This is a genomic window from Xanthomonas nasturtii (assembly GCF_001660815.1).
In the GTDB taxonomy this organism is placed as follows: domain Bacteria; phylum Pseudomonadota; class Gammaproteobacteria; order Xanthomonadales; family Xanthomonadaceae; genus Xanthomonas; species Xanthomonas nasturtii.
Map to the genome: position 1 here is coordinate 35,563 of NZ_LYMI01000031.1, position 12,385 is coordinate 47,947.

Below are 12,385 nucleotides of genomic sequence, written 5' to 3' on the forward strand. Positions count from 1 at the left end.
GTCAGCCGGCAGCCACCGCGCGCCGCGCCGCGGTCACGATGCGCTCCACGCTCGGCAGGTATTTCATTTCCAGCCGGAACAGCGGGATATGCGTGTCGTAACCGGTGACGCGTTCCACCGGAGCCACCAGGTCGTACATGGATTTTTCAGCTAGCTGCGCAGCGATTTCCGCGCCGAAGCCGGCAGTGCGCGGGGCTTCCTGCACGATCACGCAGCGGCCGGTCTTTGCAACCGATTCGGCAATGGTGTCGAAGTCCAGCGGGCGCAGCGTGGCCACGTCGATGACTTCGGCACTGATGCCTTCGCCGGCGAGTTTGTCGGCCGCTTCCAGCGCTTCCTTGACCTGCGCGCCCCAGGTGACCAGGGTGACATCGGTGCCGTCGCGCAGCACGAAGCACACATCCAGCGGCAGCGCTTCGCCATCGTTGGCGACCACTTCCTTGTACTGGCGATAGATGCGCTTGGGCTCCATGTAGATCACCGGGTCCGGGTCGCGGATCGCCGCCAGCAACAGGCCGTACGCACGCTGCGGCGACGACGGCAACACCACGCGCAAACCGGGCACGTTGGTGAAGATGGCTTCGTTGGCTTCGCTGTGATGTTCCGGTGCGCGGATGCCGCCGCCCCACGGCACGCGCAGCACCATCGGGCAGTGCAGGCGGCCGCGGGTGCGGTTGCGCAGGCGTGCGGCATGGCAGATCAGGTGATCGACCATGGGATACACGAAGCCGTCGAACTGCGCTTCGGCCACCGGCTTCATGCCTTGCGCAGCCAGCCCGACGCTCAGGCCGGCAATGGTGGTTTCGTCCAGCGGGGTATCCAGCACGCGCGCGCTGCCGAAGCGTTGTTGCAGGCCGGCGGTGGCGCGGAATACGCCGCCGTTGACGCCGACATCCTCGCCCAGCACCAGCACCGCGGGGTCGTGTTCCAGCTCCCAGGCCAGCGCCTGGGTGATGGCTTCGATCAGGGTGATGGGCGAACTCATGGCACTCTCTCCGCGCGTTGCTGCAGCGTTGTAAGGGGCACTGGCGTGCTGGGAGGTTTCTGCGTGCACATGGGTGAGTTCATCCATGACGCGTCTCCAGCGCCATCACTTCGGCGCGCTGTGCCAGCAACTCGGCCGGCGGGTCGCCGTAGAGGTAATCGAACATCGCTTCCACCGGCTGTACCGGCGTGTTGAGGTAGGCGTTGACCTCTTCATCCACGCGCGCGCCGCATTCGGCCTTCCAGGCGGTTTCCTGCGCCTCGTCCCACAGGCCCTGCGCGGTGAGATAACGGCGCAGGCGCAGCAGCGGCTCGCGCGCCCAGCCCTGCTTGACCTCTTCTTCGCCGCGGTAGCGCCGCGCATCGTCGGCGGTGGTGTGGTCGGAGAGGCGATAGGTGAGGAATTCGATCACCGTGCCGCCATCGCCGGCCAGTGCACGCACGCGTGCCTGACGCATCGCTTCGAGTACGGCAACCAGGTCGTTGCCGTCCACCTGCAGGCAATGCAGCCCGCCGGCCAGGCCCTTCTGCGCAAGCGTCTGCGCGCCGGTCTGCGCCGAACGCGGCACCGAAATCGCCCAGCCGTTGTTGATCACGCACAGGATCAGCGGCAGCTTGTAGGCGCCGGCCGAATTGAGCGCGGCGTAGAAGTCGGTCTTGGAGCTGCCGCCGTCGCCGCAACAGGCCACCGCGACGTGCGGCTTGTTCTGCAATTTGAACGACAGCGCCGAGCCGGCTGCGTGCAGGCACTGGGTGGAGATCGGCACGCAGATCGGGAAGTCGATTGCCGCATCGGCATCGCGCGGATAATCGCTGCCGCGCTCGTCGCCGCCCCAGTACAGCAGCACATCGCGCGGGCGCACGCCACGTTCGAACATGGTGCCGTACTCGCGGTAGCTGGGCGCGAACACATCGCCGCTGCGCATCGATGCGCCAATGCCCACGTGCGTGGCCTCATGGCCGATGCAGGCGGCGTAGGTGCCCAGCTTGCCGGTGCGCTGCAGGGCCACCGACTTGGTGTCGAAGGTACGCACGAACAACATGCGCTTGAACAGGGCGAGCAGGGTTTGCGGGTTGGCGGCGTCGGCCGGAAGGTCGTCGCGGACCCAGTGGCCGTCCGCGTCCATGTATTGCAGATAGTCGATCTCGAACTGCGCGGCTACGCTCATTGCGACGACACCTTCACCAAGAAGTTTCAAATGATATGAGTTGCCATGTTAAGGACGGCGAAGCAAAACGCTGTCCTGCACCGCAGCACACAATGATGCTGGCTTGCACAAAAAAAAGGGCGCGGACCAGGCCGCGCCTTTGTCGCAGTTGAGAACTGCGACGTGTTGCACTGCGATCAGCGACGCCCGTCACCTCCGCTGATCGGGGTGACGATCAGCGCAGCGTTGTTGGTCGGATTGGCATCGGGCGAGCTGGAAGTGGCAGTGGCCTGCACCCGCACCGCGCGTTCGGCCGGGATCGGCTTGGCCGCGACGGTGAGCTGGAAGGCTGCCTGGGCGCCGGGCAATACCACCGTTGCCGTGCTGCACACGAAGCGGGCGCTGCGCAGCGACTGCACCTGCTTGTCGCAACGCCAGCCCTGCGGGGCCGCTAGCTGCGACAACGCCGACACCGTGTTGCCTTCGATCACCAGGCTGGCACCGGTGGCCGGTGCGGCGCCGATGTTGCTCACCAGCACGCGGTAGCTCGCATTGAAGGCGGTGGTCGGCAGGCTGGTAGGGCCGTCGAAACGCACCGCCAGGTCGCTGCGGGGTTGCGGCCGTGCCTGCACCGTAACGGCCGCAGTGTCGGTGTTGTTGTCGGGTTGCGGATCAGGCGATTGCGAGGCCACGGATGCAGCCAGGGTCAAGGTGCGGCCTGCCAGTTCCGAGCCAGTATCCAGTTGCACCGCAAAGCTCTGCATGGCGCCAGGATTCAATGCGGGCAGATTGCAGGTAAACGTGGTCTGCGTGGCATTGGTCTGGTTCTGGCAGATCCAGCCCGTCGGCGCTGTGACACGTGCCCGCACCGGCAGGTCGAACACCAGCGCCAGCGCGGTGAACGGTGCCCGATCCGGCCCGCGGTTTCCACATCCACGGTGTAGTCGATGCGCTCGCCTTCGGTGACCTGCGCGCTTGCGGCCGTGACTGCCACGCCCAGGTCGGCATTGACCTGTTTGGTCATGCGCAACAGCACCACCGTGGGATCGTGATCGGACAAGCGCGTGGGCGTATTGGCTTCGTTGCGCGCGGTGCCGGGGAAGTCGGCATTGATGCGTGCATGGCCGACCGAGAGCGAGGCGATGCCGGGTGCGCGCATCAGCGCCTCGTTGGCCAGGATGTGATCCAGCGACTGCACGTTGCCGTCGAAGGCGTACGAGTAGCTCTGGTCGGGCGTGTTGAACCAGGTCAGGTCGGTGTAGTCCGGGTTGACCAGATCGGCGCCATCGCCGCCCACCACCGTCTGCGCATCCGGCGCCGGCCGGCCGGTGACCGTGCCCATCCCATCCACGTAGCCGTCGTTGAACTCGAAGGCGTTGAAGTCGCCCATCACCAGCACTTTCTCGTCGGGGTTCAGTTGCTGACGCGTCTGCAGCAGGCGCGCCAGATATTCGGCCTGGGCCTGGCGTTTGGCGCGGATGCGGGTGCCGGCGGCATCGTCGGTGTCGGCGCCATTGAGCGAGCGCTGATGCACCACGATGGCGGTCAGCGGCAGCGTGCGGCCATCGGCCTGACGCACGTTGGCGGTGAGCACCAACGGCGGGCGGTCATTGAGCAGGCTCACGCCGCCGGCCGGTTCGGTCCAGGTGGCGGTCTTGCCTTCCTGGGCGATGGAGAGCACTTCCACCCGCGGCACGCCGCCGGCGACCCAGGCGGTCTTGACCAGGAAACCGACGTCGATGCCGCCGACGTCGTTGCCTTCCTGCAGATACGCCACGTACTGCGGGTTGGGCTGCCCGCCGGCCACCGCATCGGCATTGATGCGCGCGGCCAGGGTCTGCAACACGCTGATGTTTTCCACTTCCACCGTGCCCAGGATGTCGGGCGTGTGCAGATAGTTTCGGATTGCCAGCGAGGCCTTGTTGAGGCGAGCCTGGAACGCGGCCGGGGTGAGCACCGGTTCGCCGATCGCCGGGTCGTTCTGGTCGTCGAAGAAGCGCTCCATGTTGTAGGTCGCCACGGCCACATCGTCGGCCTGCGGCAGCGGTGCCTGGCGCGGTTGGTCGGCACCGTTGCAACTCACCTGCGGGGTACGTTCCGGGTACAGCGTGTAGCGGCGGAAGCTGTAATCCAGCGGGCCGGCCACATCGAACACCATGCAGCCGGAGGCCAGATCCAACCGCTCGCCGCCCACGCCGGCACTGCCGACCGCGATCACTTCCGGGTTGGTATTCCAGCGCGGCACCCCGGCTGGCGAGCCGGCCGGCAGCGGGTCGGGCAACTGCACGCCCGGCTCGCGGAAGGCGCGCGGCACGCCGGTGACCACCGCATGGAACACGCCATTGCTGGTGGCCGTGGCATTGGTCTCGTTGACGCTGCCGCCGGTGGGCGCATTGACGGTGAGGCTGGCGGCGGCCACGCGCATGCCTTCCAGCGCTTCGAGCTGGTCATAGGCGCCGTTGGGGTTGGGGAAGTCCGCACGCAGCATCACCGGCGATGGCAACGGGTTGCCGGTGGAATCGGCCAGCACGGTGACACTGCCGCCGATCTCGGTCAGCGGTGGCTGGGTCGGGTCGGCGGTGGGCACGTATTCGATCACCGTGCCCTGCACGCGCACCCGGTTGCCGATGGCGGCCGCGTCCGGCGGGGCGCTGCCGGTGTAGACGTAGACGCCTTCGGAGGTGGACGGGTCGGCGTCGGCTTCGGTATCCGGCACCTGCAGGAAGAACCCGGCGCTGCGGCGTGCAGTGACGATGCCCGAGGTGGCGACGACCTGGCCGTCCAGCGGCGAGCGGGCGCCCTTGCCCTGGATGGCGTGGATCGGCAGCAGGCTGAAATCGTCGTTGACGATGGTGCCGGTGGCACTGAGCGTGGCTGGCAGCGCGCCGGTGACCCCGCTGATCTGCAAGCGGAAGCTCTCATCCGGCTCGGCGATGGTGTCGCCTACCACGTCCACCGCAATGCTGGCCGTGCGTTCGCCAGCGGCGATGCGCAGGGCAGTGGCGGGCAGGGCGACATAGTCGCTGCCGGCGGTGGCGGTGCCATCGACGGTGGCGGCGGTGAAGCTCACCCCGCCCGCGCCGGCCGGCTGGCTCAGGCTCAGCGTGAACACAAGGCTGCGGGTGCCGGTATTGCCTTCGGCCTGGCTGACATCGGCCAGCGTGGCGATCGGTTGGCCGCCGCCGCTGCACAGGCGCGCGGGGCTGGCGGCATTGCGCGGGACCGGCGCGCCGGTGGCGAAGTCGGCCGCGTTGTTGTCGGTGTCGGTGCACCCTTCATTGCCGCGCAGCACCGCCAGCGTGTTGCTGGGGGCCGGTGTGGGCGCGTTGCCTTCGGCGCAGCTGGCCGTGCTGCCGTAGCCGACCAGATCGGCATTGCCGGTGGGGCAGGTGCCGCTCAGCGCGGAGGCGCTATTGCTCAGCGCCACCTTGCCGGCGGTGCCGCTCATGGCCAGCGTGCCGGTGGCATCGGGGGTGGGCAGCGCCACGCTGCCGCCGCTGCCATCGGCCTGCTTGATCAGGTAATAGCCGCCGGCCGGCACCGTGCCGGCCAACGGGGTGACCTGCCAGCTGCTGCCGGCAGCCGAGGCGTACTGCACCGACCAGCCATCCAGGCTGACCGTGGTGCTGCCGATATTGTGAAGCTCGATGAAATCGCTGCGGAGGGTGGCGCCGCTATTGCCGCCACCGCCGTAAACCTGGCTGATGACGACCTGGGCATTGGCGTGGCCGGCAAAGGCCAGCGCACACAAAACTACGGCTGCACGACGCTGCAACACATGCATGAGATGAGAGTCCCCTGATCCTTGAGACGTGAAACGCTCCCCTGGTCCGGCCACGTCCCTGGCCGGCAGCGCCGTTCGATTCTGCATGAATTTGCAGACCTAGGTTGACGATACGGTGACAGCGGCGCAGTGGCTGCGACCGCGCCGGACCCGTGCTGGGTGGTTCAAAGGTGAAAAGAAGCGGTCTCGACGCGGAGGGCTGGGTGTGTGAATCGTGCGTATGGGCTGCCTGCAAGGCACCTGCGCAGGTAGCGCTGGCCCGATCACCTCAAAGAATCCCGCCGGGGCTGCAAGCAGCCAGCCAAGGCCGGCCATGGCCGTGGCCGAATACGCTTCGCCATCCGCCATCCGCCATCCGCCATCCGCCATCCGCCATCCGCCATCCGTCATTCCCGAATCCCGAATCCCGAATCCCGAATCCCGAATCCCGAATCCCGAATCCCGGCCGCTGCGCTACCCTGCGTGGCCCGATCTTCAGCGCTGCGCCATGCCCGTCGACAAGAACCTGCGTGACCTGGAACCCGGCATCCACACCGATCTGGAGGGGCGGCTGACCTACGGTGGTTATCTGCGGCTGGACCAGTTGCTATCTGCGCAGCAGCCCCTGTCCGAGCCGGCGCATCACGACGAAATGCTGTTCATCATCCAGCACCAGACCTCCGAGCTGTGGCTGAAGCTGCTGGCGCACGAACTGCGCGCGGCCATCGTGCATCTGCAGCGCGACGAGGTCTGGCAATGCCGCAAGGTGCTGGCGCGCAGCAAACAGGTGCTGCGCCAGCTCACCGAACAGTGGTCGGTGCTGGAGACGCTCACGCCTAGCGAATACATGGGCTTCCGCGATGTGCTTGGCCCGTCGTCGGGCTTTCAATCGCTGCAATACCGCTACATCGAGTTCCTGCTGGGCAACAAGAACCCGCAGATGCTGCAGGTATTCGCCTACGACCCGCAGGGCCAGGCGCGGCTGCGCGAAGTGCTGGGAGCGCCGAGTCTGTACGAAGAATTCCTGCGCTATCTGGCGCGCTTCGGGCACGCAATTCCGCAGCAGTACCAGGCCCGCGACTGGACCGCCGCGCACGTGGTCGACGACAGCCTGCGCCCGGTGTTCGAGCGCATCTACGAAAACACCGACCGCTACTGGCGCGAGTATTCGCTGTGCGAAGACCTGGTGGATGTGGAAACCCAATTCCAGCTGTGGCGCTTCCGCCACATGCGCACGGTGATGCGCATCATCGGCTTCAAGCGCGGCACCGGTGGTTCCAGCGGCGTGGGATTTCTGCAGCAGGCCTTGGCACTGACGTTCTTCCCGGAACTGTTCGATGTGCGCACGTCGGTGGGCGTGGACAGCCGCCCACCGCAGGGCAGTGCGGACGCTGGGAACGACTGAGCAGGGAGGTAAGTTGGAGCGCGCTGAAGCCCCTCTCCCCTCGTGAGAGGGGTTGGGGTGAGGGTACGGGCTTCATCCCTATGGATCAGCCAGAGCCTAGGCGAGTCCCGCAATCGCCACCACCCAGCGGCACCTCACCCTCATCCGCCATGCCCGCCTCCCTTCTCCCGGTGGGAGAAGGGAGGCGGGCATGGCCGCCATGGTTCTGAAAGCCCCTCTCCCCTCGGGAGAGGGGTTGGGGTGAGGGTACGGGCTTCATCCCTATGGATAGCCAGAGCCGAGGCGAGTCCCGCAATCGCCACCACTCAGCGGCACCGCACCCTCATCCGCCCTGCGGGCACCTTCTCCCGGTGGGAGAAGGGGAGGCGTGCGCATCTGAGCAACATGACGACCACTGGCGTACCTATTCGATCCTGCACCTCCCACCCTGCGCCATCAGGCTGCCGACGCCGACGAATTTGACGCGAACATGACGTCTAAGTGATCCTCGCGCGTCGCCCAGGGTTCGGCCCTGGTGCACCCAGCCATTACTGAATACGCAAGGGACACCACATGAGCGTTGACGCAACTGCGCCGACATCCGCTTCCACTCCGCCGCAGCCGCCGGCGCCTCCCGAGTTCCCCACGTTGCTCGGCCACCCCCGGCCGCTGTGGATGCTGTTCATGACCGAATTCTGGGAACGCTTTGCGTTCTACGGCATTCGCTGGGCGCTGGTGCTGTACATCGTGGCGCAGTTCTTCAATGGCGATGCCACCGGCCAGGCGCCAGCGGGGCGCACCTACGGCGCCTATCTGGCGCTGGTCTACGCGGCGGCGATCTTCGGCGGCTACGTGGCCGACCGGGTGCTCGGCTACCAACGCTCGATCCTGGTGGGCGCAGCGGTGATGGCCACCGGCCTGTTCCTGATCGCCATTCCCGACCACACCATGTTCGAGATCGGCCTGGCCACCGTGGTGGTGGGCAACGGGCTGTTCAAGCCGAACATCTCCACCATGGTCGGCAAGCTGTATTCGGTGGCTGATCCGCGCCGCGACAGCGGCTTCACCATCTTCTACATGGGCATCAACCTGGGCGCGATGATCTCGCCGGTATTGACGCAGTTGCTGGCCGAAAAGGTGTTCGGCACCGAGGCCATGCCGTCCTACAAGATGGTGTTCATGGCTTCCGGCGTGGGCATGCTGATCAGCCTGGTGTGGTTCTGGATCGGCCGCGCCCAGCTCAAGGGCATCGGCGCACCGGCACCGCATGCGCAAGGCATCGGCCGCGTGCTGATGGTGCTGGTGGGCTGCGTGCTGGCGATTCCGGTGGTGTACTTCCTGCTCGCCGTGGGTGCGGACGTGCTGCAGATCGTGCTGACCGTGCTGTTCGTCGGCCTGTCGGTGATGTTGCTGGTCGAAGGCATCCGCGAGGGCAAGGTGCAGCGCGACAAGGTGATCGCGATGCTGATCATCTTTGCCTTCAACGTGCTGTTCTGGATGTTCTTCGAACAGGCCGGCAGCTCGTTCACCTTCCTGGCCGACAATATCGTCAACCGCAACTTCGGCAGCTGGACCTTCCCGACTGCGTGGTTCCAGTCGGTGAACTCCATCGCCATCATCGCGCTGGCACCGATCATCGCCTGGATCTGGGTCAAGTCCGGCCGCTTCAATCCGTCGATTCCGCGCAAGTTCGGCCTGGGCCTGCTGTTCAACGGCCTGGCGTTCCTGCTGCTGATGTTCGCGCTGTCCAGCCTGGTCAACGACGCCGGCAAGATCCCGTTCTGGACCTTGTTCATGGTCTACGTCATCCAGTCGATCGGCGAGCTGTGCCTGTCGCCGATCGGCTTGTCGATGGTGACCAAGCTGGCCCCGGTGCGGCTGGTCGGCTTCGGCATGGGTGGCTGGTTTTTGTCCACCGGCATCGGCAACAACCTGTCGGGCATTTTCGCCGGCCATGTCAGCGGGAACGAAGGCATGAGCGTGTCCTCGGCGCTGGGCGGATATACCTTCGGATTCTGGGCGCTGATGGGCGCCGGCGCGTTGCTGTTCCTGATCGCGCCGCTGATCAACAAATTGATGCATGGTGTGAAGTGAGGAGAACAGCGATGTCGATCAAACCCCTTGTCTGCGGCCTGTTGCTGACCGGCGTGCTGAGTGCCTGCGGGCAGACCAGCAGCCAGCAGGAAGCGCCACGGCCGTTGGATACGTCGATGCAGAAGCCGCCCAGCGCCGATCCCAGCCAGCCGGTGTCCTCGGGCAACACGCCCACCGCTGCGGACATTGCCGCGGCTGCCGCGCTCAATGCGCAATACGACCCTTCGCGCGATCCGGCCGCCGATCTGGAGACCGCCAAGGTCGAGGCCAAGCGCGGTGGCAAGCGCATCGTGCTCAACGTGGGCAACGCGGCCTGCGAGCCATGCAAGGCGCTGGACGAGCTGATGGGCGGCGATGCCGAGCTGCGCAGCTTCCGCGACGCGCACTTCGTGGTGGTCAAGGTCAACCGCGATGCGGCCAATGAAAATGCCGCATTCCTGTCGGCGTTCGCCCAGCTCAACGACTATCCGTCGCTGTTGGTGCTGGACAGCGACGGCAAGCTGCTGACCACCCAGGCCGGTCCTGAGCTGCGCAAGGGCGAGGGCTTCGACCGCAGGAAGCTGTTCGACTTCCTCAAGCAGTGGGCGCCGCCGCAGGCCTGACGTCCCGCGGACGCCTCAAACAAAACCCCCGCACTGCTGCGGGGGTTTTGTTTGCAGAGTGCCGGCGCACATTGCACATGCGCAGGGGCTGCCACGCGCGCTGGCTTCCACATCACCCGATGACGCATCGCTGGCGGTGGCAGCGTAAACGGCAGCAGACGTGCTGCTGCCACGGCGCCGCGGGTCCAGCATCGACGCCAGCGTTGTGCCGGCGTCTCACACCTCTGCACCTGGATCAGCCACCGCGCATTGCAAAGGCTGCACGCAGCAGCTCACCGCGCAGCGCTGCTCAGTCCTTACCCGCCATGCGCGGCAGTCCGTCCTTGGCCAGCCGGTCGATCAGCTTTTCCAGGATCTGCTGTTCTTCGGCGCTGAACACCGACATCAGCCGTTGTTCCATCTCGTTGACCAGCGGGGCGACGGTCTCGTAGACCTGGCGCCCGGCCGGCGACAGCGCCAGCATCGAACGGCGGCGGTCGTCGCCATGGGTTTCGCGGCGGATGAAGCCGCGCTCCAGCAGCCGCGCAACCGCACGGCTGACGGCAACCTTGTCCATCGCGGTGCGGTCGGACACCTCACTGGCCGAAGAACCCGGATACAGCGCCAGGATGGTGATCACCCGCCACTCGGGAATCGCCATGCCGTAACGATCGCCGTAGACCTTGGCGATGTTGCTGCTGATGCGGTTGGACAGCACGCTGAGGCGATACGGCAGGAACTGCTCAAGGTTGAGCAGCACGGGATGTTGCGGCGGATGGGGGGCGTCGAGATCGCTCATGTTGCACTGTGTCTTGATTTTGGTTTCATTTGCAACTACAAACCGAGGGTGGCCTGCGCATTCTCGCGGGTCTTCTGCTACTCCGCATAGCCCTGCGGCCCCCCCAGCGTGGAGAAACGACGATGAGTGCACAACCGAACACCACCGCAGCGCGCCCGGATCCGGGTATGCAGGTCACCACCTTCGACAATCCGATGGGCATCGACGGCTTCGAATTCGTCGAGTTCGCCGCACCGGCCGGCCAGGCGGCGCAACTGCACGATTATTTCCGCAAGATGGGCTTCAGCGCGGTGCTGCGTCACCGCAGCCGCCCCATTACCGTCTATCGCCAGGGCGGGGTCAACTTCCTGCTCAACGAAGACCCCGATGCGTTCGCTGCCGATTTCGCCGCCGCGCACGGCCCCTGCGCCTGCGGCTTCGCGATCCGCTTCCGTACCCCGGCCGAGACCGTGCTGCAGACGGTGCTGGGCAATGGCGGCGCAGCGGTGCAGGACAAGGCCGACACCCGCGCTGTGCCGGCGCCGGTGGTCAAGGGCATCGGCGACTGCATGCTGTACCTGGTGGACCGCTACGGCGATGCGGGCAGCATCTACGATGCCGACTTCGAGCCGATCGAAGGCGCCGACCAGCACCCGGCCGGGTTCGGGCTGACCTTCATCGACCACCTTACCCACAACCTGTATTTCGGCAACATGCAGCGCTGGTCGGATTACTACGAGCGCTTGTTCAACTTCCGCGAGATCCGCTACTTCGACATCAAGGGCGCCAAGACCGGCCTGGTGTCCAAGGCGATGACCGCCCCGGACGGCATCGTGCGCATCCCGCTCAACGAATCGTCCGACCCCAAGAGCCAGATCAACGAGTATCTGGACGCCTATCAGGGCGAAGGCATTCAGCACATCGCCTGCTTCACCGACGACATCTACGCCAGCGTGGAAAAGATGCGCGCTGCCGGCGTGAGCTTCCTGGATACGCCGGACACCTATTTCGACGTGGTGGACCTGCGCATCCCCGACCACGGCGAAGACGTCGAGCGCCTGCGTCGCAACAAGATCCTGATCGACGCCGACGTGGACACCAAACAGCGCAAGCTGCTGCAGATCTTCACCACCAACTGCATCGGCCCGATCTTCTTCGAGATCATCCAGCGCAAGGGCAATGAAGGCTTTGGCGAAGGCAATTTCCAGGCGTTGTTCGAAAGCATCGAGCGCGACCAGATCAAGCGTGGGGTGCTTTGAGGGCTGGGATTGGATATTGGTGATTCGGGATTCGGGTCAGTAACCGCGTTGTTACGTATGCGAGTGGTGCGTTTCGCCGCGATACCGAGCGCTGCTCCCGGAAGGTCAGATGTGGCGACGCTCCCGATCAAGCGAAGTGAGAGAGCATCGCCAAGTACGCACCAAGTACCTAGTTTTCTGACAGCGCGGCGGGACAAAAATGCAGGTGTTTAAGCCCCTCTCCCGATGGGAGAGCAACTGTCTTGATCAACTGGCGGCGCTAGCCGCCAGTTGATCTCGCATCTTGGCGTTGAGGATGACCAATAATTTGCGCATCGCCGCCACGAGGGCGACCTTGCCCGCTTTGCCCTGCGTGCGTAGCCGCTGGTAAAACTCGCGCAGGGCCGGGTTGAAG

At 65.7% G+C, this 12,385-nt stretch carries 7 protein-coding genes and 2 pseudogenes; 4 read left to right on the plus strand and 5 right to left on the minus strand.

What is annotated here, in order from left to right:
• Nucleotide 1 precedes the first annotated feature (1 nt).
• The 3 genes and pseudogenes from A7D16_RS12470 to A7D16_RS12480 all read right to left on the minus strand — a co-directional run bounded on the left by A7D16_RS12470 (nucleotide 2) and on the right by A7D16_RS12480 (nucleotide 5,916).
• On the minus strand, nucleotides 2-1,072 hold the full coding sequence (locus A7D16_RS12470; RefSeq protein WP_064633163.1) for an alpha-ketoacid dehydrogenase subunit beta: 1,071 nt from the start codon (nucleotides 1,070-1,072) through the stop codon (nucleotides 2-4).
• Nucleotides 1,065-2,153 carry a pyruvate dehydrogenase (acetyl-transferring) E1 component subunit alpha gene (pdhA, locus tag A7D16_RS12475; protein WP_064633164.1) on the minus strand — a complete coding sequence of 363 codons (1,089 nt, stop codon included), beginning with the start codon at nucleotides 2,151-2,153 and terminating at the stop codon, nucleotides 1,065-1,067. The genes A7D16_RS12470 and pdhA overlap by 8 nt, the downstream gene beginning before the upstream one ends.
• 176 nt (nucleotides 2,154-2,329) lie before the next feature.
• Nucleotides 2,330-5,916, minus strand: a pseudogene (locus A7D16_RS12480) (lamin tail domain-containing protein).
• A 487-nt stretch (nucleotides 5,917-6,403) separates the two neighbouring features.
• On the opposite strand from A7D16_RS12480, the gene A7D16_RS12485 reads away from it, so the two are divergent.
• The 3 genes from A7D16_RS12485 (at nucleotide 6,404) to A7D16_RS12495 (ending at nucleotide 9,975) form a co-directional block, all read left to right on the plus strand.
• Nucleotides 6,404-7,300: a tryptophan 2,3-dioxygenase gene (locus tag A7D16_RS12485; RefSeq protein WP_064633166.1), complete on the plus strand. Its 897-nt coding sequence runs from the start codon at nucleotides 6,404-6,406 to the stop codon at nucleotides 7,298-7,300.
• Between the two features lie 552 nt (nucleotides 7,301-7,852).
• On the plus strand, nucleotides 7,853-9,373 hold the full coding sequence (locus A7D16_RS12490) for a peptide MFS transporter (protein WP_064633168.1): 1,521 nt from the start codon (nucleotides 7,853-7,855) through the stop codon (nucleotides 9,371-9,373).
• 11 nt (nucleotides 9,374-9,384) lie between these two features.
• Nucleotides 9,385-9,975 carry a thioredoxin family protein gene (locus A7D16_RS12495; RefSeq protein WP_064633171.1) on the plus strand — a complete coding sequence of 197 codons (591 nt, stop codon included), beginning with the start codon at nucleotides 9,385-9,387 and terminating at the stop codon, nucleotides 9,973-9,975.
• A gap of 289 nt (nucleotides 9,976-10,264) precedes the next feature.
• Here the strand turns inward: A7D16_RS12495 and A7D16_RS12500 are convergent, their stop codons facing one another.
• The gene (locus A7D16_RS12500; protein ID WP_064633172.1) at nucleotides 10,265-10,753 is read right to left on the minus strand and encodes a MarR family winged helix-turn-helix transcriptional regulator; all 489 of its coding nucleotides are present in this window, start codon (nucleotides 10,751-10,753) and stop codon (nucleotides 10,265-10,267) included.
• Nucleotides 10,754-10,875: 122 nt separating this feature from the next.
• Between A7D16_RS12500 and hppD the strand changes: the two genes are divergently transcribed.
• Complete coding sequence (hppD, locus tag A7D16_RS12505; RefSeq protein ID WP_064633174.1) at nucleotides 10,876-11,991, plus strand: 4-hydroxyphenylpyruvate dioxygenase; 1,116 nt, start codon at nucleotides 10,876-10,878, stop codon at nucleotides 11,989-11,991.
• 246 nt (nucleotides 11,992-12,237) lie between these two features.
• On the opposite strand, the pseudogene A7D16_RS22550 reads toward hppD, so the two are convergent.
• A pseudogene (locus A7D16_RS22550) lies at nucleotides 12,238-12,385 on the minus strand (IS110 family transposase); the annotation flags it as partial.